The sequence below is a fragment of the Bradyrhizobium diazoefficiens genome (assembly GCF_016616885.1).
Classification (GTDB): Bacteria; Pseudomonadota; Alphaproteobacteria; order Rhizobiales; family Xanthobacteraceae; genus Bradyrhizobium; species Bradyrhizobium diazoefficiens_F.
On sequence record NZ_CP067102.1, the window covers coordinates 491198 to 514003 of the forward strand.

Consider the following 22806-nt stretch of genomic DNA (forward strand, 5'->3'; position numbering starts at 1 on the left):
GGTGCGGCGAAACGGCGAGCCGGGGAGATCCGGCTCGCTTTATTGTGACCACCACAGCCAGCGATTCGATTCGCGGTCTGGCGTAACGAAGGCGGCCCGATCGGCGTATAATCGCTGACACGATTTCCAGGACGGAACCACCATGTCGAGCCTCACAGTCACCGACGAGCATGTCAGCGCCAAGCCCGCCAAGGTGATCCAGCCGGTCTGGGTCCGCGTGATGCACTGGACCAACGCCGTCGCCATGATCCTGATGATCCTGTCGGGCTGGCAGATCTACAATGCTTCGCCGCTGTTCAGTTTCAGTTTCCCGCGCGACTACACGCTCGGCGGCTGGCTCGGTGGCGGCCTGCTTTGGCATTTTGCGGCGATGTGGCTGCTGATGATCAACGGACTCGCCTATCTCGTCACCGGGTTCGCCACCGGTCGCTTCCGCAAAAAGCTACTGCCCATCACGCCGTCGGGCGTGCTCCACGACGTCAGGGCAGCGCTGACCTTCAAGCTCGGCCACGACGATCTCACCGTCTACAATTACGTGCAGCGCACGCTCTATGCCGGCATCATCGTCGTCGGCGTGCTGATCGTGCTGTCGGGCCTGTCGATGTGGAAGCCGGTGCAATTGCACTGGCTGGTGATGCTGTTCGGCGATTATCCGACCGCGCGCTATGTCCATTTCTTCTGCATGTCCGCGATCTGCGCTTTCCTCGTCATTCACGTCCTGCTTGCGCTGCTGGTGCCGAAGAGCCTGCGCGCCATGATCATCGGTCGCTAAGGGAGGAGATGATGGCCAAGCGTTCATTCCTGATCCCCGGCGTCGACAAGCGGCTGCTGATCAAGGACTCCCTCAAGACGATGCCCGATGTCACCCGCCGCCGCTTCATCGCAGGCGGCGCCAGCCTCGGCGCGCTGACGCTGCTCACCGGCTGCGACGTGGTCGACTCCTCGTCGGCCGAGGCGTTTCTGACAAAAGTCTCGAAATTCAACGACGCCGTGCAGGATTTCATTTTTAATCCCGACGCACTGGCCCCGACGTTTCCCGAGAGCGCGATTACAAAGCCGTTCCCGTTCAACGCCTATTACGATCTCGACGACGCGCCGGAGATCGCGGCCGACGACTGGAAGCTCGAGGTGCGCGGCCTCGTCGACAACAAGAAGTCGTGGACGCTGCCGGAGCTCTACAAGCTGCCGCAGGTCACGCAAATCACTCGCCACATCTGCGTCGAAGGCTGGAGCGCGATCGGCAGCTGGACCGGCACGCCCTTGCGCGATTTCCTGAAACTCGTCGGCGCCGACACGCGCGCGAAATACGTCTGGTTCCAGTGCGCCGACAAGGACGGCTACAACTCGCCGTTGGACATGCGCTCCGCGCTGCATCCGCAGACCCAGATGACGTTCAAATACGCCAACGAGATTCTGCCGCGCGCCTACGGCTTCCCGATGAAGATCCGCGTGCCGACAAAACTCGGCTTCAAGAACCCGAAATACGTCGTCTCGATGGAAGTCACCAACGACTACAAAGGCGGCTATTGGGAAGACCAGGGGTATAATTCGTTCAGCGGGAGCTGAGAGGGCGAATAGCGAGTCGTAACCGCGCTTGCGGCTCACAATTCGCCACTCGCTACTCGCCATTCGCAGCTTTTGGCCCCACCTTCCGCTGACACAACGCCGCCACCGCGCCCAGCGCCAGCAGCGCCGCCGAGACATTCAGCGCGTAGCTCAAGCTCCCCAGCGCATCCGTGATCGCGCCGACCACGATCGGGCCGAGCGTCTGGCCGATGCCGAACGAGATCGTCATCGCCGCGATCGCGGTCGGCCACTCCTCATGCGGATAGTTGAAGCGCACGAAGGCCGTGGTCGAGCCGACGACGGCGAAGAAGGCGACGCCGAACACCACCGCCGAGGTCCCAAGCCACGCGGTCGAATGTCCCAGCATCGGCAGGCTGGCGCCGATCGCGTTGGTGCCGAGGATGATGGCGGTGGCGAGACCGCCGCGATCGAGCGCGAGCACGCGACGCCAGACCCAGGGCGTCACGAACGCACTCACGCCGATCAAGCCCCAGAATCTCGCCTGCGCCGCAGCCCCGCCACCGCCGTCGCGCACATAGGCGATCATGAAGGTCATGTAGGCGATGTAGCCGGCGCCGAACAGGAAGTAGGAGGCGAGATAGATCAGCACGGGACGGATCGCGAAGGCGGCGTGGCCGCCTTCGGTGAAGCGCGCGCCGCTCTCGATGCGCACCAAAAACAGCGGCACCGTCATCGCGGCCGAGAGCAGTGTCATCGCCCACCACACCATCCACCACGAGCCGGGGCCGAAATGCTGCAGCGTGAACGGTGCGATCAGCCCCGAGGAGAGAATGCCGACACCCGGGCCGGCATAGAACAGGCTGAGCAGGAAATTGGCCCGCTCCGGGCGCGATTGCGCGATGGTTGCGGCCAGCGCGCCGCCGGCAACGAAGCCGGCCGCGGCCCCGAGGCCCAGCACGAGGCGCGCCAGGCTGAGCGCGATGAAATTGCCTGTCAGCGCGCAGGTGGCGAGCGCGGCGACGCAGGCCACGGTTCCGCCGCGGATCGCCGCCGACCAGCCGACACGCTGGATCAGTCGGGACGCCACCAGCGCGCCCACGAGGTAGCCGACGGCGTTGATGGTGTTCATGAAACCCGCCGCCGAGTAAGACCAGCCGAGGTCCTCCCGCATGTCAGGCAGCACCAGCGCATAGGCAAAGCGGCCGATGCCGAGCCCGACGGTGGCGGCCAGCGACAGGGTCAAGATCAGCCGCGCGGGATGTGCGTCGGGTGGGAGACGGTCTGGGGCGTGCAAGGGGTACTCCGGCGTCCCGCAGTGTGGCAGGCCCTGCCCGCCTTGCACAGCCGCGCGGCGGCAATGGTGTCTTGCCAAGCGCGCAACGCCGCTCTAGCACTCCGGCCGAAATCGATCTCAGAGGAAACGACCATGGCGACCCACAAATTGCTGCTGCTCCCCGGCGACGGTATCGGCCCCGAGGTGATGGGCGAGGTGAAGCGGCTGATCGATTGGCTCAATTCGGCCGGGATCGCCAAATTCGAGACCGATACCGGCCTGGTCGGCGGCTCCGCCTATGACGCCCACAAGGTGTCGATCTCCGAGGGCGACATGGCCAAGGCGATGGAAGCCGACGCCATCATCTTCGGCGCGGTCGGCGGCCCGAAGTGGGATGCCGTTCCTTACGAGGTGCGCCCCGAAGCCGGCTTGTTGCGCCTGCGCAAGGATCTCGCTTTGTTCGCCAACCTCCGCCCGGCGGTCTGCTATCCGGCGCTGGCCGATGCTTCCAGCCTGAAGCGCGAGGCGGTCGAGGGTCTCGACATCGTCATCGTGCGCGAGCTCACCGGTGGCGTCTATTTCGGCGAGCCCAAGACCATCACCGATCTCGGCAACGGCCAGAAGCGCGCCATCGATACCCAGGTCTACGACACCTATGAGATCGAGCGCATCGGCCGCGTCGCCTTCGAGCTTGCCAGGAAGCGCAAGAACAAGGTGACGTCGATGGAGAAACGCAACGTCATGAAGTCGGGCGTGCTCTGGAACGAGGTCACGACCCAGGTCCACAAGCGCGAATATCCCGATGTCATGCTCGAGCACCAGCTTGCTGATTCCGGCGGCATGATGCTGGTGAAATGGCCGAAGCAGTTCGACGTCATCGTTACCGACAATCTGTTCGGCGACATGCTGTCCGACATCGCCGCGATGCTCACCGGCTCGCTCGGCATGCTGCCCTCGGCCTCGCTCGGCGAGGTCGACGTCAAGACCAAGAAGCGCAAGGCCCTGTACGAGCCCGTGCACGGTTCGGCGCCTGATATCGCAGGCCAGGGTCTCGCCAATCCGATCGCGATGATCTCGTCCTTCGGCATGGCGCTGCGTTATTCCTTCGACATGGGCGCGCTCGCCGACAAGGTCGACGCCGCGATCGCCGCGGTGCTCGCCAGTGGCCTGCGCACCGCCGACATCAAGTCGGAAGGCACCACCGCCGCCTCGACCACGCAGATGGGCGAAGCGATCCTGAAGGAACTGCAGAAGCTGCACGCCTGACGACAAGCACAGCACTCGTAGGGTGGGTTAGCCCTGCGGACCGCGCGAAGCGCGGTTCGCTGGGCGTAACCCACCGCTTCTGTCTCCGCGGAAACCAAAGTGGTGGGTTACGCCTTCGGCTAATTTTACTGCGTCACAAGAGGAGTTTTGGGCGGTCTCGACGGACGGCGCCACAGCACGGGCATCGCATGATTATTCTGCTCAGCGCCCGGATCAAGCGCGCGCGCACAGTTGCAATCGAGTTTGGGACGTGGCGCTCAGGCCGCCAGGGCGGATCCGCGGGGTCGATAGTCGTCGGGTAAGCGAGGTGCCGGGAGCGGCGGGGCGCAACGAGGTCCTGAGGGGGGAATCGTCGCCCGCTCGGCGACCAGGAAGCCGTAAGCGGCGATGCACAGGGTCGCGTGATGATGGAAGCCCCGCCAGCCGCGCCCCTCGTAGTGACCCAGCCCGACCTCTTGCTTGAGCTCCTGGTAATCGCGCTCGATGCGCCAGCGCAGTTTCGCCAGATCGACGAGCCGCGTGAAGCTGATGGTCTCCGGCAGCGTGGAGAGCCAGTATCTGGTCGGCTCAGCTTCGCTCTTCGGCCATTCGATCAACAGCCACTCCGCCGACGATTTCTCCGGGATGAGCTTGTTGGACCCAACACGCACGCGAACACGAGCAAAGCGCGAGGTGAGCTGCTCGGCCGAGCCCTCCCGCCACTTCACCGTGCACCATTCAAGCTTGGGCAGACCGAGGGCCAGTGTCTTGGCCGTGACCAACTCAGGCTCGTCGCGCCGGCCGGTATTGTTCATCGGCTTGTCCATGCGCCGCGGGCCGGCGCCAGGCCCCCACATCAAAATAGTTGGCACAATGCCGGCCACGTAAGACACGTTCAACTCCGACATGCCTGCACGCAGCCGCGCGTCCCTGCCGTAAGCGGCATCCATCAAGGCAACGCCGCGCGGCAGGCTGGCCTCGCATGCCCGTCGTATCTGATCGAGTGCGATCTCCGGCTTGGTCTTGAACTTGATCTCCTTCGGAATGCCTGCCTTCTTTCGCCGTGCACGATCCTTGGCCCAGGTCTCCGGAAGGTACAGCCGGTAGTCGACCGGAAGGCTGCCGGTACGACTGGCGATCGACAGCGACACCGCCACCTGGCAGTTGGCCTGCTTGCCGAGTTGACCGCAATATTGGTGATGCACGCCGACCGAATGCTTGCCCTGCTTGGGAAACGAGGTGTCGTCGATGATCCAGGCCTCGATTGGCCCGTCCTTCTCCAGCGCCGGCAGCACCATCTGGCGGACCTTCGCCAGCACGTCCTCGTCGGACCAGCATGCATTCCCCACAAAGTGCAGCAACGACTGGTGCTGAGCAGCCGTCCGCGCCGGATCCGTTCGCGCCGCCAACGGTTCCACGCTCTTGCGTTCGCCGGGGAGCACCAACCCAGTGCAATAATCGCGCAACTGTCGCCTACGTCTCGGATGACCGATCACGCTCGAAAGACCGTCTACGTAAGCCCCAAAACGCTCTTCGGCTTCCCGGTGATTGTTGACACTCATCTGGCTCTCCGCGCGCCAATATATGAATCTCAACAGATACTTGATTCTCAGACCAAATCGCCGCGACCAACTGACTCAGTAGTACTAACCCACCCTACGCACCTGCTCGGAGTGACCTCATGGATGCATCACCCCGTCCGAAGATCGCGGAAACCATCATCCATGAAACGGTGCGCCAGCGCGAGGCGCAGATCGGGCGGCGCTGCGAGATCCTCAGCCATACGCGCATCGAATATGCCGTGCTCGGCGACTACTCCTATCTCGGCGAGAATTGCGACGTCGCCGATGCCGTGATCGGCAAGTTCACCGCCATCGCCAATTCGGTGCGGATCGGCGCGCCGAACCATCCGATGGGCCGGCCGTCGCAGCATCGCTTCACCTATTGCCCCGAATATTACGACGCGACGGCGAGCCGCGACCGCGACTTCTTCGCGGACCGGCGCGGAGATCGCGTCATCGTCGGCAATGATGTCTGGATCGGTCACGCCGCGATCTTGCTGCCTGGCGTGACCGTCGGCGACGGCGCGGTGATCGCCGCGGGCGCGGTCGTCAGCCGCGATGTCGCGCCCTACACCATCGTCGGTGGCGTCCCCGCGCGTCCCATCCGCAAGCGATTTGAGGATTCCGTCGCGGAAAGCCTGCGCCGCATCGCCTGGTGGGACTGGCCGGATGAGCTCATCTTCGAACGCCTCGCCGATTTCCGCTCCGAGGCGATCGACGAATTTTGCAGGCGCTACGACCCCGCGGCCAACGCGTGAAGCGGACGCGTCTCGCATCAACAAAAAAGCCGGGCGTGAGCCCGGCCTTTTGATTCGGTCGTCACATCCGCTCAGTACAGCGGGAAATTCTGCGGATAGCCGCCGACGTCGGCCGGCGTCGAGAGCGGCTGGCGATCGATCGGGCGGTTGAGGTTTTCGCGCGCGAAGGACGGATAGCCCACCGCCGGCGGGAAGGCGTAGTCGGAAAACTTGCGGTCGCCCGGATTGACCTCGGTGCCCCCGTCGAGCCAGGAGCGCTTGCTCACGTAAATACGGGTGCGGCCCTGCTGGTAGACCGCATTGGGGCCGCTCGGGCCGTAGACGGGCCGGCCGCGATCGTCATAGCGCTGCTTGGTCTTGGTGTCGGCCGATGCCGGCGCAGCGAAGGCCACGGCAACCACGGCGCCCGCCGCAAGCCACGCAGCCAGTTTGTTCGCGGCAAAAAAATTCGAGCTCATCACGTCCCCTTCAGGCGGCAGGCCGCCAGTCGATTTCACGCCCATACTAGCCCGGCCGGGGTGGCGGCAACTAGGTCAATTCAGTCACACCGCGCCGGAATAATCGTGCGCGCCGGCAAAAGTTGCATGGATACCAGCTACTTGAGCTTGATGCCGGTCAAAGCGCGCCGCGCAATTGCGCGTTCGCGGCGCCCAGCAGCCAGTCCGCCGGGCCGCCGGCGTCGCAGGAGCGGCGCTTCAGCTCCGCATGGGCGAAGAATTCCGCCAGCTTCGGCTCGTTGCCGGAGGCGAGCTGCGTCAGCCGGTTCAGGGTGCAGGCGATCGCCGCGCGCCGGGCCGGCATGGTGTCGCCCTGGCAAGAGAAGCCGGAGATCTGCAAGCCGGGCTCCTCGTTGCGCTTGAGGTAGCCCAGGCAGGATTGCGTCCCATCCGCTGTACCGGTTGGCCGGAACAGGGCGACGGGACCGAATTTGGTGTCGATCAGCCCGGCCTGCTCGAGCGTGGAGGCTGCACCCAGGCCCATCTGGACGGCCAGGCCCGCGGTCGCCGGCCGCGTCACGTCGAATTCGCTGCCTTCCCGGTAGATCTCGAGCTCGGCCACGGGCTTGTCGGCGTCGCCGGTCCAGCGCATCACGTCCCTGCGGCCGCCTTCGGGGTGCCTAAAAATGGTGTAAGAGGCTGGTTTCTCTGATGAATCGAGCTTGCTGAGGGCGAAGGCCGGATGCGAGCGGGAGGCATCGGACCAAGTGGGCTTCTCCGCGGGCTCGTCGACGCGCAAATCCGGCAACTGGCCGAGCCCGGCAAGCGCAAGGATGGCAAACAGCGCGAGCGCCCCCACATAGGCGAACAGGCGCGCCAGCGTGCCGACGACCTCGTCGGCGAAATTGGCGAGCGCCAGATGGATCTGGGTGGGGGTTGCGGCCGTGCCGGCCTCAGGCGACTGCATCCACGGCCTTCAGGCAGGGTCCAACGTTGTCTTGAGGCCGGTTCTCGCATAGAAGCGCTGCTCTTCCTGTTTAAGCGTCAGCTTCAGGAACGGGCTTTTTCATCGGAGAGTGAACGATGGGTTACAAAGTCGCAGTCGTCGGCGCGACCGGCAATGTCGGACGGGAAATGCTCAGCATTCTGGATGAGCGCAAATTCCCCGCGGATGAGGTCGTGGCCCTGGCGTCACGCCGCAGCGTCGGCGTCGAGGTCTCCTATGGCGACCGCACCCTGAAGTGCAAGGCGCTCGAGCACTATGATTTCTCCGATGTCGACATCTGCCTGATGTCGGCGGGCGGCGAGGTGTCGAAGGAATGGTCGCCGAAGATCGGCGCGGCCGGCGCGGTCGTGATCGACAATTCCTCGGCCTGGCGCATGGATCCGGACGTGCCGCTGATCGTGCCGGAGGTGAATGCGGATGCGACCGCCGGCTTCAAGAGCAAGAACATCATCGCCAACCCGAATTGCTCGACCGCGCAGCTCGTGGTCGCGCTCAAGCCGCTGCATGACAAGGCCAACATCAAGCGCGTCGTGGTGTCGACCTATCAATCGGTGTCGGGTGCCGGCAAGGACGGCATGGATGAATTGTTCTCGCAGACCAAGGCCGTCTATACCAATAGCGAGCTGATCGCGAAGAAATTCCCCAAGCGCATCGCCTTCAACGTCATTCCCCACATCGACGTCTTCATGGAGGACGGCTACACCAAGGAAGAGTGGAAGATGATGGCGGAGACCAAGAAGATTCTTGATCCCAAGATCAAGCTCTCCGCGACCTGCGTGCGCGTGCCGGTGTTCGTCGGCCATTCCGAGGCCGTCAACATCGAGTTCGAGAATCCGATCAGCGCGGATGAAGCGCGCGAGATCCTGCGCAAGTCGCCCGGCTGCCTCGTCATCGACAAGCAGGAGCCCGGCGGCTACGCCACGCCGTACGAAGCGGCCGGCGAGGACGCCACCTACGTCAGCCGCATCCGCGAGGACGCGACGGTGGAGAACGGCCTCGTGCTCTGGTGCGTGTCGGACAATCTGCGCAAGGGCGCAGCCCTCAACGCGATCCAGATCGCGGAAGTGCTGATCAACCGCAAGCTGATAGCCGCGAAGAAGAAGGCGGCGTAAGCCGAGCTGCCGTAGGGTGGGTTAGCCCCGCGGATTGCGCGAAGCGCAAACCGCTCGGCGTAACCCACCAGCTCTTTCACCGCGGAGATTTACAGTGGTGGGTTACGCCGAGCGGTTTGCGCTTCGCGCAATCCGCGGGCTAATTTTACTGCGTCACAAGAGGAGTTTTGGGCGGTCTCGACGGACGGCGCCACAGCACGGGCATCGCATGATTATTCTGCTCAGCGCCCGGATCAAGCGCGCGCGCACAGTTGCAATCGAGTTTGGGACGTGGCGCTCAGGCCGCCAGGGCGGATCCGCGGGGTCGATAGTCGTCGGGTAAGCGAGGTGCCGGGAGCGGCGGGGCGCAACGAGGTCCTGAGGGGGGAATCGTCGCCCGCTCGGCGACCAGGAAGCCGTAAGCGGCGATGCACAGGGTCGCGTGATGATGGAAGCCCCGCCAGCCGCGCCCCTCGTAGTGACCCAGCCCGACCTCTTGCTTGAGCTCCTGGTAATCGCGCTCGATGCGCCAGCGCAGTTTCGCCAGATCGACGAGCCGCGTGAAGCTGATGGTCTCCGGCAGCGTGGAGAGCCAGTATCTGGTCGGCTCAGCTTCGCTCTTCGGCCATTCGATCAACAGCCACTCCGCCGACGATTTCTCCGGGATGAGCTTGTTGGACCCAACACGCACGCGAACACGAGCAAAGCGCGAGGTGAGCTGCTCGGCCGAGCCCTCCCGCCACTTCACCGTGCACCATTCAAGCTTGGGCAGACCGAGGGCCAGTGTCTTGGCCGTGACCAACTCAGGCTCGTCGCGCCGGCCGGTATTGTTCATCGGCTTGTCCATGCGCCGCGGGCCGGCGCCAGGCCCCCACATCAAAATAGTTGGCACAATGCCGGCCACGTAAGACACGTTCAACTCCGACATGCCTGCACGCAGCCGCGCGTCCCTGCCGTAAGCGGCATCCATCAAGGCAACGCCGCGCGGCAGGCTGGCCTCGCATGCCCGTCGTATCTGATCGAGTGCGATCTCCGGCTTGGTCTTGAACTTGATCTCCTTCGGAATGCCTGCCTTCTTTCGCCGTGCACGATCCTTGGCCCAGGTCTCCGGAAGGTACAGCCGGTAGTCGACCGGAAGGCTGCCGGTACGACTGGCGATCGACAGCGACACCGCCACCTGGCAGTTGGCCTGCTTGCCGAGTTGACCGCAATATTGGTGATGCACGCCGACCGAATGCTTGCCCTGCTTGGGAAACGAGGTGTCGTCGATGATCCAGGCCTCGATTGGCCCGTCCTTCTCCAGCGCCGGCAGCACCATCTGGCGGACCTTCGCCAGCACGTCCTCGTCGGACCAGCATGCATTCCCCACAAAGTGCAGCAACGACTGGTGCTGAGCAGCCGTCCGCGCCGGATCCGTTCGCGCCGCCAACGGTTCCACGCTCTTGCGTTCGCCGGGGAGCACCAACCCAGTGCAATAATCGCGCAACTGTCGCCTACGTCTCGGATGACCGATCACGCTCGAAAGACCGTCTACGTAAGCCCCAAAACGCTCTTCGGCTTCCCGGTGATTGTTGACACTCATCTGGCTCTCCGCGCGCCAATATATGAATCTCAACAGATACTTGATTCTCAGACCAAATCGCCGCGACCAACTGACTCAGTAGTACTAACCCACCCTACGATTCAGACCACGCTCCGCGCGCTCTTGAATTCCTTGCTGCCCTGGTCCAGCACGAACAGCGTTCCCTCCGCGACGCCGAAATAGGCGCCGTGCAATTGCATCTGGCCGGCTTCCACCGCCTTGCGCACGAACGGGAACGTCATCAGGTTTTCGAGGCTGCGGAACACCGCCGCCTTCTCGATGCGCTCGACGAATTGCGCCATGGTCTCGTGGGTGCGCTGTTCGACCACTTCGCCCGGCTTGATGAACATCTGCATCCATTTGCCGATGAAATCGCCCGGCGTCAGCGGCTCGATCTTGTCGACGAAGGCGCGGATGCCGCCGCATTGCGCGTGGCCGAGCACGACGATGTGCTTCACCTTCAGCACGGTGACGGCATATTCGAGCGCGGCCGAAACGCCGTGCGCGTTGCCGTCGGGCTGATACACCGGCACCAGGTTGGCGATGTTGCGGACCACGAACAATGCGCCGGGGCCGACGTCAAAAATGGTTTCCGGTGCGACACGGCTATCGCAGCAGCCGATCACCATCACTTCCGGGAACTGTCCCTTCACCGACAGCTCGCGATAGCGGTTCTGCTCGGCCGGCAGCCGCTGGGTGGCGAAGGCGTTGTAGCCTTCCAGCAAATGCTTCGGGAATGTGATCATGGCCTATGCCTAATCATATACCGGTAACGCGAACAAGCCTTTCGAATAGGCAGGCCAAGTGCTATCGCTCGCCCGAGGAAACTGGAAGGAATGCCAGCATGACCCGTCCGCGCCGCAGCCATCTGTTCATGCCCGGCTCCAATCCTCGCGCCCTGGAAAAGGCGCGGAATCTCGCCGCCGACGGCCTGATCCTCGATCTCGAGGATTCCGTCGCCCCCGACGCCAAGGCCGTGGCGCGCGACGGCATCGCCGCCGCGATCGCTGCAAAAGGGTTCGGCAAGCGCGAGATCCTGATCCGGACCAACGGCCTCGACACGCAATGGTGGGCCGATGACGTTGCGATGGCCGCCAAGGCATCGCCTGATGGCATCCTGGTTCCGAAGGTGTCGAGCATCGAGGATCTGCAGACCATCGGGCGCCACCTCGCCGAGCTCGGCGCCGCGCCGACGGTGAAGGTCTGGGCCATGATCGAGACTGCGCGCGCGGTGCTGCATGCCGAGGAGCTTGCCGCGGCCGGCCGCGATTCATCGAGCCGCCTGTCAGGTTTCGTGTTCGGCCCGAACGACATCTCGCGCGAGACGCGGATCAAGATGATGCCCGGCCGCGCCGCGATGATCCCGATGATCACCCATTGCATCCTGGCGACGCGCGCCCACGGTCTCGAGATCCTCGACGGTCCCTATAGTGATATCGCCAATGCCGACGGCTTTGCCACCGAGTGCGCGCAGGCGCGCGACCTCGGTTTCGACGGCAAGACGCTGATCCATCCCTCGCAGATCGAAGCCTGCAACGCGATCTTCACGCCACCCGAGGAAGAGATCGCCCGCGCCCGCAAGATCATCGCCGCGTTCGAGCTGCCGGAGAACGTCTCGCGCGGCGCGATCCGTCTCGATGGTGCGATGGTGGAGCGGCTGCACGCCGACATGGCAAAGCGCACGATCGAGATCGCGGATGCGATTGCAGCGATGAGCAAGGGCTGAGGCATCAACGCGGAAAAGCGATATCCGCTTTTCCGCGCCGAGCGGCAATCGTCACCGCGATTCCAGGCTTTGCTTTTTATTTTCCCGCCGGCGAAACGGCTCTGGATTCACCACCACTCCGTCGGAGGCGACGATGGCGCTTTCCCTGAACGTTGCATGGGTCGGCTGCGGCGCCACCAATTCCTCACAATACATCCGATCGATCTTGCGCTGCATGAGCGCATAACAATCGCATGCGACCTTCTCGAGCCGCGCCCGATCGATCTCTACAACCCCGCGCCGGTCGGACGGAATGGCGCCGGCCTCGCGTAGCTTGCTCATCGTCAGGGTCACTGTCGTCCGTCGCACTCCGAGCAATTGCGCAAGCACCTCGTGCGTCACGGGAAGCAGGTTATCGGGAACGCGGTCGTGAAGCTGCAGGAGCCACCGCGCCATGCGGCCATCCACCCGGTGCAGCGCGTTGCAAGCGGCGACATGCTGGAGCTGCAATAACACCGAGCGGGCGTGGACCTGCACGACGTTCCTGATGGCTGCGCTTTGCGCAAAGGCAGCCCGAAATTTGGCGGCGGAGATCAGCGATGCTGTGCCGGCCATGCGAGCAATCGCGGTCACGGACGAAAGCGACGGGCCGAGCACGGAGAATGAGGCCAAAGCGCCTTCCCGTCCCATCAAGGTGGTTGCGACCGTTTGCCCGTCCGGCATATCGAGCATGAAGGCGATCGCGCCGCTATGGGGAAAATAAACCGGGTCGAGCTCATCGCCCGATCGCACCAGGACGGCATCGGGCTCGAACGCGACTTTCTGGAAGTAGGGCGTGAGCAGGCCGAGGTCCGCCGGCGGCAACGCTGCCAGCAGCCGATTTCCGATACCAGCGCGGTGGGCGGTCACGATGCCTGCTTGTGAACGGGCACCCGATGAACCACGGAATCCATCTGTTTCATTTATCATGATCATCCGAAATTCGAATTGCCGAACGGCAATCATCCAAACAGAGCCATAGGTTGAGATCAAGCACGGACTATTGCGGAAACCTGACCGGCATCCTCGCTGCGCAAACAGGACCTTGCATACATCATACTATTTACGATTTTTGCCGCTCGGCGAGCTGTGCACGAGGTGATCGACCGGTGACGGTTGATGCAGCGCGTGAGTCTTTCCTTGGTGCTGGCGCGTACCTCCGAGGGATATCTGCCAACCGCCGCTATCAGCGGTAGAGCGGAGATCCATGCCCATCCAAGACAGGGTTGATGAGGTGCGCGGCGAGTGGAATTATCCGCGCGTGTTAGCGCGGCGCGAGGTCGGCGCGATCGAGCGACTCCAGCGTCGAGGCGTTGCCGCAATAGCCGGGGTAGTTCTCCGCGGCGGTGCCGCTGGCGAGATCGCGGTCGCACTGCGCTTTGTGATTGCAGAGCGCGCACACCCGCTCCATGTCGCGCAACAACAGCGGCTGGGCGCGGCCGAGCCGCTCTTCGCTGATGCCGAGCTGCTCCAGCATTTTCGGCAGCTCGTCAGCGGCGTGGTGGCCGTGACGGACGAGGTCTTCGAGGTCGTCCGGGGCGATCCTGAGATCGTTCGCGATCCGGTCGAAATCGGAGCGATCGAGCTGCCGCAACTCGTTCAGCTCGCGGCGATGCTTCAGCCAATTCGCGAAGGACTCGATGAGGTCCTGGACGATGGGATAGGGCCTGCTTGCGGTGCTCATTGCGAAGCTCCATTGGGCGATGGGAGCGAGACTAGGCACAATGGTGTAGAGGCGCGTTGCGCTGGATCAAATTGGAAGATCGGGCTCCCTAACCTCTCCCGCAAACGGGAGAGGGAGCGCACCTTTCGCGGGGCAGTTATCTAAACCGCTCCGCCGCCCACGCATACAGGCTGCCGGGGATCGGATTCTCGCCACCGCGGCCCTTGGGCGAGATGTGCAGGCCGATGATCTCGGGGTTGGTGACGAGGCCGAGATAGCTCGAGGGATCGAAGAACAGTTTGGGTTCGGCGTGCACGGCGTAGAACGACTGCTTCGGCAGCGCATTCTGCAACGCGTCGGTGCGGCGGGCGAGCGCGGTCAGCGCCGCCGGTCCGAAGATCGCGACGCGAATATCGGAAAGACGGTTCGAGCCGCCGCGCAGGCGGCGCATCAGGAAGGTGATGCGGTGGCGCACCGACAACCAGTTCGGCGTCAGCTCCTCCTGCTCCATCAGCTCCTCGAACGCGGCGACGATGCCGTGCTCGGGCGGCAGATAGAGCACGGAGTTGCCGAGCTGGCGCGGCCGCTCCCAGGCGAAATAAGGTTTTGCCGGATCGATCGTGGCGGGCTTGAGCAGCAGCACGTCGGCATCGAGCCAGAGGCCAAGACCCTTCGCCATCAGCTTCATGCGGAAGAAGTCGCTGAACTGCAGCGTGGTCCAGTCGCGCCAGCTGCCGTCCGGCTGCGGCGGCCGCAGCCGTTCGGAGAACGCATGCGGCAGGATCGCTTCGGCATCGGCATTGCCGACGCCGGCGGGAAGACCAGGAATGGTGTCAAAGCTGTAGACCGTGACCTTGTGGCCGGCCGCAAGCTGCGAGCGCAGACAGGTCTGGCGCAGCGCGTCCATCGGGCCATGCCAGAAGGTGACGATCTCGGGCAGCATGAGGCAAAGCTATACGGGATAACGAAGGCAAAGAAAAAGCCCCGGCGCGGATGACGCGCCGGGGCTCGAACGAAAATCTGAGCATGATCCGGAAAAGTGTGCAGCGGTTTTCCGAAAAGATCATGCTCAAAAATATGAGATCAGGCCCAGGCGCGTTCGCGCTTGAGCTTATCCTCGTAGGTGTCGATCGAGGACTTCTTCTCCATCGTGAGACCGATGTCGTCGAGGCCGTTGATCAGGCAGTGCTTGCGGAACGGGTCGATCTCGAACTTGACCTTGCCGCCATCAGGACCGCGGATCTCCTGGTTCGGCAGGTCGATCGTCAGTGTCGCGTTGGCGCCGCGCTCGGCGTCGTCGAACAGCTTGTCGAGGTCTTCCTGCGACACGCGGATCGGCAGAATGCCGTTCTTGAAGCAGTTGTTGTAGAAGATGTCGCCGAACGAGGTCGAGATCACGCAGCGGATGCCGAAGTCGAGCAGCGCCCAGGGCGCGTGCTCGCGGCTCGAGCCGCAGCCGAAATTGTCGCCGGCGACCAGCACCTTCGCATTGCGATAGGCGGACTGGTTGAGGACGAAATCCCGGTTCTCGCTACCGTCGTCCTGGTAACGCTGCTCGGAGAAAAGCCCCTTGCCAAGCCCGGTGCGCTTGATGGTCTTGAGGTACTGCTTCGGAATGATCATGTCGGTGTCGACATTGATGATCTTCAGCGGCGCCGCGACGCCTTCCAGCGTAGTGAACTTGTCCATGGTTGCGCTTCCCGAGGGTGGTTAGGGACCGCGTATTTATCGCGATCGGCGGGCGAATCCTAGGCCGATTTCGGCAGATCTAGTCTGCCTTGGCCTCAATCGCCGCCATATCGTCGTCCGACAGGCCGAAATGGTGGCCGATCTCGTGAATCAGGACGTGGCGGACGATATGGCCGAGGCTCTCGTCGTGCTCGGCCCAGTAGTCCAGGATCGGCCGGCGGTAGAGCCAGACCATGTTGGGCAGCCGCGCCACGTCGCCAAAGCTCTGCTGGGGCAGGCCGACGCCCTGGAACAGGCCGAGCAGGTCGAATTCGCTCTCGCATTCCATCTCGTCCAGGACCTCCTCGGTGGGAAAGTCGTCGACGCGGATGATCAGGCCTTCGCAGAGGCCGCGGAATTCCGCCGGCAGGCGCTCGAAAATGTCGTGCGCCGTCACTTCCATCTCGGCCAGCGAGGGCGCTTTCAGGTCGATCCACATGCGTCTCTCTTAGCGTGGGTTCCGCGGCGATGCATCCGGCTTTATAAGCGCGTGAGGTTGACGGGCGCCGCCAAAACGGGGAGCTTGGGGCCTCGATGGGGATGGTTCAGGTGGGCAGCAAAATGCGAGCAAAAACAGCGCTGACGCTACTGTGCATGGGGTTGTTTTCGCCGTTTTGCGTTGGCGCAGAGGCCCAGCCCCTTGCCCAGACGGCCGGCACCGAAGTCCGTGTGGCCCAGGCGGTCTCGCCCGATGACGTCCCGCCGCCGCGCAGGCGGCCCCAGACCCGCTTGCGCGTCACGCCCTATTACACCCCGGACGGCGTCTATCCGCGCTACTACCCGGGCCCGGATGCGGTCCGCGAGTGCAACGCCACCTATGTGCAGGAATTCCGGCCGAGCGGCACGGTGATCGTGCCGCATATGAGCTGCTACTGGCGTCGCGGCTGAGCCGAGTGTTGAGGGCCGCGGTCGTCATGGCGAAATGGATTGCTCTCGCTGTTGTTGTTGCGCTCACCGCTGGCCTGCCTCAGGCTTCCGCGACTCAGAGAGTGACGAAGCTGCCGGATGCCTCCGCCGGGCGCGCGGTGTTCGATGCGCGACGACATCTGCGATACGACAACATCGCGCGGTACTCTCCGCGTCCCGATCCGCACTATTATGCGCGGCCCGTCTATTACCGTCCCTATCCCTACGCCGTGCCCGCGCCCTTCGCGTTCGGCTACGGGCCGTTTTGGTGACGCCAGCAATTCGTTCATTCATGACGCGTTCACGTCGCCGTCCCCCGCGCCGCATCTGCCGCTGGCATCATTGGCACCGCTGGCACTATCCGTACCGCTATTGGTAACGCCAGCCACCGTCATTCCGGGGCTCGCGAAGCGAGAGCCCGGAATCTCGAGCTTCCGGGTTCGCCCTGCGGCGCCCGGAATGACGGCGGGTAACGAAAGCCCTTTGGCTCAAAGCTAATCCTTCGGCCTCCACGACGCGGACTTCCATGGCAACAGGTTCTCGAGTTTCCACTGCCGAAATATCGCCGGCGGCCAGCGGCTGAGCCTTGAGGTCTCCTCGACCTCGGGCTTGGCGACGATGCGCAGCCGCGTTGCGCGCCGCCGGTGCTGGCGGGTCGCCTCGCTGATCAGGTCGACATATTCGGGCTTGTTGGCCATGAGGCGTCCTCGCGAAACCGCCGCGAGGACGAGAATGTGGGCGAGCCGCTTAACGGCCGTTTGCCGCGATCGCTACAATTGCAGCGAGTGGCTCAGCGCCACTCCCTGACGTCGACGAAGTGACCAGCGATTGCAGCCGCCGCCGCCATCGCGGGCGACACCAGATGGGTGCGGCCCTTGAAACCCTGGCGTCCCTCGAAGTTGCGGTTCGAGGTCGAGGCGCAGCGCTCTTCCGGGGCCAGCTTGTCCGGGTTCATCGCGAGGCACATCGAGCAACCGGGCTCGCGCCATTCGAAGCCGGCCTTGATGAAGATCTTGTCGAGGCCCTCAGCTTCGGCCTGCTCCTTCACGATGCCGGAGCCCGGCACGACCATGGCGTTGACGCTGCCTGCGACCTGCTTGCCTTCCGCGATCTTCGCGGCAGCGCGCAAGTCTTCGATGCGGCCATTGGTGCAGGAGCCGATAAAGACGCGGTCGAGCTTGATGTCGGTGATCTTCGTTCCCGCAGTCAGCCCCATATACTTCAGCGCGCGATGCTTGGAGAGACGCTTGGCCTCGTCCGCGATCTTGTCGGGATCGGGCACGATGCCCGTCACGGAGATCACGTCCTCAGGGCTCGTGCCCCACGTCACGATCGGCGGCAGTTTTGCGGCGTCGAGGCGCAGTTCGTGGTCGAAATGCGCGCCTTCATCAGAACGCAGGTTCTCCCAGTAGCGCATCGCTGCGTCCCAGGCCGCGCCCTTCGGCGACTTCGGACGGTCACGCAGGAAATCGTAGGCCTTCTGGTCGGGCGCAACGAGGCCGGCGCGGGCGCCGCCTTCGATCGACATGTTGCAGACCGTCATGCGACCTTCCATCGAGAGCGAACGGATCGCGTCGCCGGCGTATTCCAGCACGTAGCCGGTGCCACCGGCGGTGCCGATCTCGCCGATGATGGCCAGGATGATGTCCTTGCCCGTCACGCCGTCCGGCAATTTGCCGTCGACGGTGACGCGCATGTTCTTTGCCTTCTTCTGGATCAGCGTCTGCGTCGCCAGCACGTGCTCGACCTCGCTAGTGCCGATGCCGTGCGCGAGCGCGCCGAATGCGCCATGCGTCGAGGTGTGGCTGTCACCGCAGACGATCGTGGTGCCGGGCAGGGTAAAGCCCTGCTCCGGGCCGATGACGTGGACGATGCCCTGGCGCTTGTCGAATTCGTTGTAATATTCGATGCCGAATTCCTTGGCGTTGTCGGCGAGCGCCTTGATCTGCTCGATGCTTTCAGGATCCGGATTCGGCTTGGTGCGATCGGTGGTCGGCACGTTGTGGTCGACGACGGCGAGCGTCTTCTCGGGCGCGTGGACCTTGCGGCCGGTGGCGCGCAGACCTTCGAACGCCTGCGGCGAGGTCACCTCGTGCACCAGATGGCGGTCGATATAGAGCAGGCAGGTGCCGTCGTCGGCTTCGTGCACCAGATGGTCGTTCCAGATCTTGTCGTACAATGTGGTCGGCTTGGACATGAGCTTCAGCTCCGGGAATGTTGTGTCGGCGGATATGCGCGGTCACGCGCGGGCAACAGGGCAGTCTTCAGCGCAGCTTTAAGCTGCGGGACTAAGCTCTGACGTTGCCGAGGTCGCGAAGCGTCCGAAGAACCGGCCAGGCAACCGCGAGCGATCGTCGATGACGACGCGCTGGGGGGTTACGAGGCTGGTCAGATCTGGAAACATTCCAAGAATATATAGCAGGGAGATTTGGAAGCGCGAGGGCTTTGACGCGCACGGCTGACGCAACAAAAAAGCGCGGGGCGTTTGGCCCCGCGCTCACTGGAATTCGTCTGTAAGCGGAGCTTACTCGTTGACGGCCTTGGCGTGCTCAGTCTTCTCGACGATGCGGGCCGACTTGCCGCGGAGGTTGCGGAGGTAATAGAGCTTGGCGCGACGCACCTTGCCGCGGCGCACCACCTTGATCGAGTCGATCATCGGCGACATCACCGGGAACACGCGCTCGACACCTTCGCCGTACGAAATCTTGCGCACGGTGAAGCTCTCGTTGAGGCCAGCGCCGGAACGGCCGATGCAGACGCCTTCATAGGCCTGCACGCGGGTGCGGTCGCCTTCGACGACCTTCACGTTGACGATCACGGTGTCGCCGGGACCGAATTCCGGAATGTCCTTGCCGGCGGACAGCTTGTCGAATTGCTCTTTTTCGAGCTGTTGGATCAGGTTCATGGGTAAATCTCCATCGGCGCGCCCAGCCTTGCGAAACGGGGGCTGCGCGAAATTCGTTTATCCAGCCATTGCGGATGTGGCCGCTCCTATAAGGCAAGCCGGAGCGTTTGTCACCCGTCTGTCTTGGTTTTTGGCGTTTTTTGGCGCCGGGGCCGATTCGGGGCTTTGGGCGGGATTTGGGCCCATAAATCGGGCCGCCGTGCCGCCGTCAGGGCCTCGGATTGCGCCCGCCGCCAGGCCGCAACCTTGGCATGGTCGCCCGAGGTCAGAATGTCCGGAATCGGGACCCCCTCGAACAGCTGTGGGCGGGTGTACTGGGGGTATTCGAGCAGGCCGTCCGAAAAACTCTCCTCGGTTCCCGAGGCTTCCTTTCCCATGACGCCCGGCAACAGACGAACGCAGGCGTCGATCAGGGCTAACGCGGCGATTTCGCCCCCGGACAGCACGTAATCGCCGATCGAAACCTCCTCCAGGTCGCGCCCGTCAATCACCCGCTGGTCGATCCCCTCGAACCGCCCGCAGACGATCAGGGGGCCGGGGCCCTGGGCGAGCTCGGCGACACGGGCCTGGGTCAATGGCCGACCGCGCGGGCTCATCAGCAGTTTCGGCCGGTCCGGTTTGATCGCGGCGGCATCGATCGCCGCCGCGAGAACATCCGCCCGCAGCACCATGCCCGGGCCGCCGCCGGCGGGGGTGTCGTCGACGCTGCGATGACGGTCCGTGGCGGAGGCACGGATGTCCCGCGCCTCGATTTCCCAGAGCCCGGATGCCAGCGCCCGGCCGGCCAGGCTCACGCCGAGCGGTCCCGGAAACATCTCCGGAAACAGCGTCAGCACCGTCGCGCGCCAGGGTGAGGGATCGGTCATGGCCGCTGGTTAGGGCATTGCGGCCGGGAGGTCGAGGCCTGAACGGGCCGCGGCCTTCTAGGCCAGGTCATTCGTAGTGCGCAGCCTATTTCTTACGACCGTATTCGACGAGCTCGCTTGTGCTGCTGTTCACCAAATGATTGTCGGCCCGAGACACGAAGCTGCGCTTGACCCAATGATCGATCGCTGGTGCATACCAAGTCTGCGCCGTGATCTCTCCCTTCTTGGACGGATCGTTGATCGAGTGTCTGGAGACGATCGTTTCGGATCTTGAATGTGTCGAACCTGCCGGCCTTGGTGGTGATGGTTTCCTGACCGACAACTTTTGAATTGACGGACCGTCTGAAAATGTTGCCGTTCTGCGAGTTGACATCGTCTGCGGTGACATTCCAGGCGGCGCCAACCTTCAGCGGCATACGAATGCCCGACCCATCAATCGGCTGATATTTCCATGGGCCTGTGCTCTTCAAGTTCCATGACCGGTCATAGATATTGAGCCGATCACCGCTCTTGCCTCCAGTGATATCAACGCGGATGTCGCCAGGGTTCACTTCGGTGACGATCGATTTGCGGACTTCAGTGCTCCCGCCGATTTCGTCTCGCACCTCGTATGTCCAGAAGTCGCCCGGCATCGGCTCTTCCATTGAAGCGGGCGACTTTGTTTCGACCCCACTTGAAGCACCAGGCAGGGCGTCTCTCTCGGCGGCTTGTGCCGCGGGGACGCCCGCGAGCAGGCAAATCATCGCCGCGGTGGCGCAACGAGACATTAGGTGCCTCCAGCGGGATCCATAGTGATCGGAATCCGTCGACCAGCGACTAGCGGCGGCCATATTCGATCAGCTCGACCGAGCCCTTGTCGTTGACCTTGCCAGCCGACTTGTTGACCCAAGCGCGCTTTACCCAATGATTGAGTGCCGGCGCGTACCACGTCTGCTGCTCGGTCTGAAACTTCTTGGTCGGATCATTCGCGTTTCGCATCTCGAGCGACGTCTCAATCTTGTACGTCTCGAACGTGCCGGCGCGCGTCGTGATGCTTTCTTGACTGATAACTTTCGATTTGACCGAGCGCTTCAGACTGGCACCGCTACTGCTATTGAAGTCACTCGAGCTGGCTGACCAGGACTTGCCGACCTGAAGTGGGGCCTTGATGCCCGAGCCGTCGTTTGGGGTAAATTTCCACGTACCATTGTCGACGACATTCCACGAATGATCGAACGTCTGGAATCCCACGCCCGGCTTTCCGAGAAAGGTCAGGCGGATGCCGATTTCGGTGGGGGATACATCGGTTATTGTTTGGGTGACCGTAGATTTCAGCTCGCCCGTGATCTCGTCGCGAACTTCGAAGGTCCAGCGATCGCCCGTCTGCGGCTCTTGCTGCTCCGGCGTCTCCGTGGTCGCGGGCGGTTGGCTCGGCGGCGTCTGCGCCGCTAGCACAGTCGCAGACATGAGCAGGCCGATCGTTGCCAGAAGACAGCGGCACAACATCTGAAGCTCCGGTGTTTGGAAGACGCATGGAGGGCGATACAACCCAAGCGTGATCCAGCCGGATGCCCAATGCAAGTGAAGATTTCGCGAGATTTATGAGCGAGCCGTTACCGCTCTGTCATGATGACGAGGCCTCGTCATCGCCCTCGATCTCCTGCGGCAGCGCGATCACGACGCGGCCGCCGGCAACGTCAACTTCCGGCACAACTGCGTTGGTAAACGGCAGCAGCATGGTCGTGCCCTTGAGGGGCGCGATCTCGATGATGTCGCCGGCACCGAAATTATGGATCGCGAGCACGCGACCGAGCGCATCGCCATCAGCGGTGACGGCGGCGAGCCCGATCAGATCGGCGTGGTAATATTCGTCCTCATCGGTCGCGGGCAGTTTTTCGCGCGCGACATAGAGTTCGATTCCGTTGAGGCGCTCGGCCTCATCGCGGGTCGTGACGCCCTTGAAGGTCGCGACCAGATGGTCCTTGGCTTCGCGGGCCTGCGCCAGCTCGAACTGGCGCTTGCCGTCCTTGGAGAGAAGCGGACCGTAGCGCTTCACGGCAAAGGGATCTTCGGTGAAGGTCCACAATTTGACCGCGCCGCGCACACCATGCGCGGCGCCGATCCGCGCGACGCAGATCAGCGCCGACATGGATGAGCCTTAGCCCTTCGCAGCGGCTTCGGCCTGCGCCTTGCGCTCCTTGCGCGGCACGGCCTTCTCGGGGTTGTTGCGCGGTTCGCGCTTCTTGACGCCGGCGGCGTCGAGGAAGCGGGACACGCGGTCCGACGGCTGCGCGCCCTTGGCGAGCCAGGCCTTCACCTTGTCCATGTCGAGCTTCAGGCGGGTCTCGTTGTCCTTCGGCAGCAGCGGATTGAAATAGCCGAGACGCTCGATGAAGCGGCCATCGCGGGGGAAGCGCGAGTCGGCGACGACGACGTGATAGACGGGACGCTTCTTGGTGCCTGCGCGGGCGAGGCGGATAACGACGGACATTCAGTTCTCCTTCAAAATACGTTTTGTTCGGTTGATTGGTATT

27 protein-coding genes are annotated in these 22806 nt (G+C 63.4%); 8 read left to right on the plus strand and 19 right to left on the minus strand.

The features are described 5' to 3' along the window. The first annotated feature begins 142 nt into the window (after window positions 1-142). Window positions 143-772: a cytochrome b/b6 domain-containing protein gene (locus JJC00_RS02265; RefSeq protein ID WP_200471149.1), complete on the plus strand. Its 630-nt coding sequence runs from the start codon at window positions 143-145 to the stop codon at window positions 770-772. Between the two features lie 11 nt (window positions 773-783). Then, window positions 784-1566: a molybdopterin-binding protein gene (locus JJC00_RS02270; RefSeq protein ID WP_200471150.1), complete on the plus strand. Its 783-nt coding sequence runs from the start codon at window positions 784-786 to the stop codon at window positions 1564-1566. A 52-nt stretch (window positions 1567-1618) separates the two neighbouring features. On the opposite strand, the gene JJC00_RS02275 is transcribed toward JJC00_RS02270, so the two are convergent. After that, window positions 1619-2821: a YbfB/YjiJ family MFS transporter gene (locus JJC00_RS02275; protein WP_200471151.1), complete on the minus strand. Its 1203-nt coding sequence runs from the start codon at window positions 2819-2821 to the stop codon at window positions 1619-1621. A 132-nt stretch (window positions 2822-2953) separates the two neighbouring features. On the opposite strand from JJC00_RS02275, the gene leuB reads away from it, so the two are divergent. Then, window positions 2954-4066, plus strand: coding sequence for a 3-isopropylmalate dehydrogenase (gene leuB, locus JJC00_RS02280; RefSeq protein WP_200471152.1), 1113 nt, complete (start codon window positions 2954-2956; stop codon window positions 4064-4066). A 257-nt stretch (window positions 4067-4323) separates the two neighbouring features. Here the strand turns inward: leuB and JJC00_RS02285 are convergent, their stop codons facing one another. Next, window positions 4324-5607 (minus strand): IS701 family transposase, encoded by a 1284-nt coding sequence (locus tag JJC00_RS02285; RefSeq protein ID WP_200468305.1) that lies wholly within the window; start codon window positions 5605-5607, stop codon window positions 4324-4326. 119 nt (window positions 5608-5726) lie between these two features. Here JJC00_RS02285 and JJC00_RS02290 point away from each other — a divergent pair, with 119 nt between their 5' ends. Further along, window positions 5727-6365: a DapH/DapD/GlmU-related protein gene (locus JJC00_RS02290; RefSeq protein WP_200471153.1), complete on the plus strand. Its 639-nt coding sequence runs from the start codon at window positions 5727-5729 to the stop codon at window positions 6363-6365. A 71-nt stretch (window positions 6366-6436) separates the two neighbouring features. Here JJC00_RS02290 and JJC00_RS02295 read toward each other — a convergent pair whose 3' ends face one another. Continuing rightward, on the minus strand, window positions 6437-6823 hold the full coding sequence (locus tag JJC00_RS02295) for a hypothetical protein (RefSeq protein ID WP_200471154.1): 387 nt from the start codon (window positions 6821-6823) through the stop codon (window positions 6437-6439). A gap of 157 nt (window positions 6824-6980) precedes the next feature. After that, window positions 6981-7769 (minus strand): hypothetical protein, encoded by a 789-nt coding sequence (locus JJC00_RS02300; protein WP_200471155.1) that lies wholly within the window; start codon window positions 7767-7769, stop codon window positions 6981-6983. A gap of 116 nt (window positions 7770-7885) precedes the next feature. Between JJC00_RS02300 and JJC00_RS02305 the strand changes: the two genes are divergently transcribed. Continuing rightward, window positions 7886-8920, plus strand: a complete 1035-nt coding sequence (locus tag JJC00_RS02305; RefSeq protein ID WP_200471156.1) for an aspartate-semialdehyde dehydrogenase — start codon at window positions 7886-7888, stop codon at window positions 8918-8920. A gap of 277 nt (window positions 8921-9197) precedes the next feature. On the opposite strand, the gene JJC00_RS02310 is transcribed toward JJC00_RS02305, so the two are convergent. After that, complete coding sequence (locus tag JJC00_RS02310; RefSeq protein WP_200468305.1) at window positions 9198-10481, minus strand: IS701 family transposase; 1284 nt, start codon at window positions 10479-10481, stop codon at window positions 9198-9200. A gap of 101 nt (window positions 10482-10582) precedes the next feature. Then, window positions 10583-11227 (minus strand): carbonic anhydrase, encoded by a 645-nt coding sequence (locus JJC00_RS02315; protein WP_200471157.1) that lies wholly within the window; start codon window positions 11225-11227, stop codon window positions 10583-10585. 98 nt (window positions 11228-11325) lie between these two features. Here JJC00_RS02315 and JJC00_RS02320 point away from each other — a divergent pair, with 98 nt between their 5' ends. Further along, window positions 11326-12207 (plus strand): HpcH/HpaI aldolase/citrate lyase family protein, encoded by an 882-nt coding sequence (locus JJC00_RS02320; RefSeq protein ID WP_200471158.1) that lies wholly within the window; start codon window positions 11326-11328, stop codon window positions 12205-12207. A 51-nt stretch (window positions 12208-12258) separates the two neighbouring features. Here the strand turns inward: JJC00_RS02320 and JJC00_RS02325 are convergent, their stop codons facing one another. The 5 genes from JJC00_RS02325 to JJC00_RS02345 form a co-directional block, all read right to left on the minus strand. After that, entirely contained in the window at window positions 12259-13161 is a 903-nt protein-coding gene (locus JJC00_RS02325) for a Crp/Fnr family transcriptional regulator (protein ID WP_433996479.1), read from the minus strand. 328 nt (window positions 13162-13489) lie between these two features. Beyond that, entirely contained in the window at window positions 13490-13909 is a 420-nt protein-coding gene (locus tag JJC00_RS02330; RefSeq protein ID WP_200471159.1) for a DUF6455 family protein, read from the minus strand. A 136-nt stretch (window positions 13910-14045) separates the two neighbouring features. Next, on the minus strand, window positions 14046-14831 hold the full coding sequence (locus tag JJC00_RS02335) for a hypothetical protein (protein WP_200471160.1): 786 nt from the start codon (window positions 14829-14831) through the stop codon (window positions 14046-14048). Window positions 14832-14971: 140 nt separating this feature from the next. After that, a complete protein-coding gene (leuD, locus tag JJC00_RS02340; protein WP_200471161.1) occupies window positions 14972-15577 on the minus strand; it encodes a 3-isopropylmalate dehydratase small subunit in 606 nt (201 codons plus the stop codon). Window positions 15578-15656: 79 nt separating this feature from the next. Then, the gene (locus JJC00_RS02345; protein WP_200471162.1) at window positions 15657-16055 is read right to left on the minus strand and encodes a metallopeptidase family protein; all 399 of its coding nucleotides are present in this window, start codon (window positions 16053-16055) and stop codon (window positions 15657-15659) included. A gap of 155 nt (window positions 16056-16210) precedes the next feature. On the opposite strand from JJC00_RS02345, the gene JJC00_RS02350 reads away from it, so the two are divergent. Both JJC00_RS02350 and JJC00_RS02355 read left to right on the plus strand, forming a co-directional pair. Then, a complete protein-coding gene (locus JJC00_RS02350; protein ID WP_200473956.1) occupies window positions 16211-16504 on the plus strand; it encodes a hypothetical protein in 294 nt (97 codons plus the stop codon). A gap of 101 nt (window positions 16505-16605) precedes the next feature. Beyond that, window positions 16606-16794: a hypothetical protein gene (locus JJC00_RS02355; protein WP_349643528.1), complete on the plus strand. Its 189-nt coding sequence runs from the start codon at window positions 16606-16608 to the stop codon at window positions 16792-16794. 222 nt (window positions 16795-17016) lie between these two features. Here JJC00_RS02355 and JJC00_RS02360 read toward each other — a convergent pair whose 3' ends face one another. The 8 genes from JJC00_RS02360 to rpsP all read right to left on the minus strand — a co-directional run bounded on the left by JJC00_RS02360 (window position 17017) and on the right by rpsP (window position 22763). Continuing rightward, window positions 17017-17220, minus strand: a complete 204-nt coding sequence (locus JJC00_RS02360) for a hypothetical protein (RefSeq protein ID WP_200471164.1) — start codon at window positions 17218-17220, stop codon at window positions 17017-17019. 92 nt (window positions 17221-17312) lie between these two features. Further along, a complete protein-coding gene (gene leuC / locus JJC00_RS02365; RefSeq protein ID WP_200471165.1) occupies window positions 17313-18719 on the minus strand; it encodes a 3-isopropylmalate dehydratase large subunit in 1407 nt (468 codons plus the stop codon). 327 nt (window positions 18720-19046) lie between these two features. Further along, window positions 19047-19427, minus strand: a complete 381-nt coding sequence (rplS, locus tag JJC00_RS02370) for a 50S ribosomal protein L19 (RefSeq protein ID WP_200471166.1) — start codon at window positions 19425-19427, stop codon at window positions 19047-19049. A gap of 110 nt (window positions 19428-19537) precedes the next feature. After that, a complete protein-coding gene (gene trmD / locus JJC00_RS02375) occupies window positions 19538-20293 on the minus strand; it encodes a tRNA (guanosine(37)-N1)-methyltransferase TrmD (protein WP_200471167.1) in 756 nt (251 codons plus the stop codon). Between the two features lie 92 nt (window positions 20294-20385). After that, window positions 20386-21060 carry a hypothetical protein gene (locus JJC00_RS02380; RefSeq protein ID WP_200471168.1) on the minus strand — a complete coding sequence of 225 codons (675 nt, stop codon included), beginning with the start codon at window positions 21058-21060 and terminating at the stop codon, window positions 20386-20388. A 49-nt stretch (window positions 21061-21109) separates the two neighbouring features. Continuing rightward, on the minus strand, window positions 21110-21778 hold the full coding sequence (locus JJC00_RS02385; protein ID WP_200471169.1) for a TapB family protein: 669 nt from the start codon (window positions 21776-21778) through the stop codon (window positions 21110-21112). Between the two features lie 118 nt (window positions 21779-21896). Beyond that, complete coding sequence (rimM, locus tag JJC00_RS02390; RefSeq protein WP_200471170.1) at window positions 21897-22421, minus strand: ribosome maturation factor RimM; 525 nt, start codon at window positions 22419-22421, stop codon at window positions 21897-21899. A gap of 9 nt (window positions 22422-22430) precedes the next feature. Then, entirely contained in the window at window positions 22431-22763 is a 333-nt protein-coding gene (rpsP, locus tag JJC00_RS02395) for a 30S ribosomal protein S16 (protein ID WP_200471171.1), read from the minus strand. Window positions 22764-22806 lie beyond the last annotated feature (43 nt).

What these genes read in the sequence shown, in the direction of transcription:
- rimM (WP_200471170.1), bottom strand. Translation starts at nt 22,421, where the DNA reads ATGTCGGCGCTGATCTGCGTCGCGCGGATCGGCGCCGCGCATGGTGTG.
- JJC00_RS02385 (WP_200471169.1), bottom strand. Translation starts at nt 21,778, where the DNA reads ATGTTGTGCCGCTGTCTTCTGGCAACGATCGGCCTGCTCATGTCTGCG.
- JJC00_RS02300 (WP_200471155.1), bottom strand. Translation starts at nt 7,769, where the DNA reads ATGCAGTCGCCTGAGGCCGGCACGGCCGCAACCCCCACCCAGATCCAT.
- JJC00_RS02325 (WP_433996479.1), bottom strand. Translation starts at nt 13,161, where the DNA reads ATGATCATGATAAATGAAACAGATGGATTCCGTGGTTCATCGGGTGCC.
- JJC00_RS02285 (WP_200468305.1), bottom strand. Translation starts at nt 5,607, where the DNA reads ATGAGTGTCAACAATCACCGGGAAGCCGAAGAGCGTTTTGGGGCTTAC.
- JJC00_RS02345 (WP_200471162.1), bottom strand. Translation starts at nt 16,055, where the DNA reads ATGTGGATCGACCTGAAAGCGCCCTCGCTGGCCGAGATGGAAGTGACG.
- leuC (WP_200471165.1), bottom strand. Translation starts at nt 18,719, where the DNA reads ATGTCCAAGCCGACCACATTGTACGACAAGATCTGGAACGACCATCTG.
- JJC00_RS02315 (WP_200471157.1), bottom strand. Translation starts at nt 11,227, where the DNA reads ATGATCACATTCCCGAAGCATTTGCTGGAAGGCTACAACGCCTTCGCC.
- JJC00_RS02290 (WP_200471153.1), top strand. Translation starts at nt 5,727, where the DNA reads ATGGATGCATCACCCCGTCCGAAGATCGCGGAAACCATCATCCATGAA.
- leuB (WP_200471152.1), top strand. Translation starts at nt 2,954, where the DNA reads ATGGCGACCCACAAATTGCTGCTGCTCCCCGGCGACGGTATCGGCCCC.
- trmD (WP_200471167.1), bottom strand. Translation starts at nt 20,293, where the DNA reads ATGACCGATCCCTCACCCTGGCGCGCGACGGTGCTGACGCTGTTTCCG.
- JJC00_RS02335 (WP_200471160.1), bottom strand. Translation starts at nt 14,831, where the DNA reads ATGCTGCCCGAGATCGTCACCTTCTGGCATGGCCCGATGGACGCGCTG.
- JJC00_RS02295 (WP_200471154.1), bottom strand. Translation starts at nt 6,823, where the DNA reads ATGAGCTCGAATTTTTTTGCCGCGAACAAACTGGCTGCGTGGCTTGCG.
- JJC00_RS02320 (WP_200471158.1), top strand. Translation starts at nt 11,326, where the DNA reads ATGACCCGTCCGCGCCGCAGCCATCTGTTCATGCCCGGCTCCAATCCT.
- JJC00_RS02380 (WP_200471168.1), bottom strand. Translation starts at nt 21,060, where the DNA reads ATGTCTCGTTGCGCCACCGCGGCGATGATTTGCCTGCTCGCGGGCGTC.
- rplS (WP_200471166.1), bottom strand. Translation starts at nt 19,427, where the DNA reads ATGAACCTGATCCAACAGCTCGAAAAAGAGCAATTCGACAAGCTGTCC.
- JJC00_RS02350 (WP_200473956.1), top strand. Translation starts at nt 16,211, where the DNA reads ATGGGGTTGTTTTCGCCGTTTTGCGTTGGCGCAGAGGCCCAGCCCCTT.
- rpsP (WP_200471171.1), bottom strand. Translation starts at nt 22,763, where the DNA reads ATGTCCGTCGTTATCCGCCTCGCCCGCGCAGGCACCAAGAAGCGTCCC.
- JJC00_RS02330 (WP_200471159.1), bottom strand. Translation starts at nt 13,909, where the DNA reads ATGAGCACCGCAAGCAGGCCCTATCCCATCGTCCAGGACCTCATCGAG.
- JJC00_RS02360 (WP_200471164.1), bottom strand. Translation starts at nt 17,220, where the DNA reads ATGGCCAACAAGCCCGAATATGTCGACCTGATCAGCGAGGCGACCCGC.
- JJC00_RS02265 (WP_200471149.1), top strand. Translation starts at nt 143, where the DNA reads ATGTCGAGCCTCACAGTCACCGACGAGCATGTCAGCGCCAAGCCCGCC.
- leuD (WP_200471161.1), bottom strand. Translation starts at nt 15,577, where the DNA reads ATGGACAAGTTCACTACGCTGGAAGGCGTCGCGGCGCCGCTGAAGATC.
- JJC00_RS02270 (WP_200471150.1), top strand. Translation starts at nt 784, where the DNA reads ATGGCCAAGCGTTCATTCCTGATCCCCGGCGTCGACAAGCGGCTGCTG.
- JJC00_RS02305 (WP_200471156.1), top strand. Translation starts at nt 7,886, where the DNA reads ATGGGTTACAAAGTCGCAGTCGTCGGCGCGACCGGCAATGTCGGACGG.
- JJC00_RS02310 (WP_200468305.1), bottom strand. Translation starts at nt 10,481, where the DNA reads ATGAGTGTCAACAATCACCGGGAAGCCGAAGAGCGTTTTGGGGCTTAC.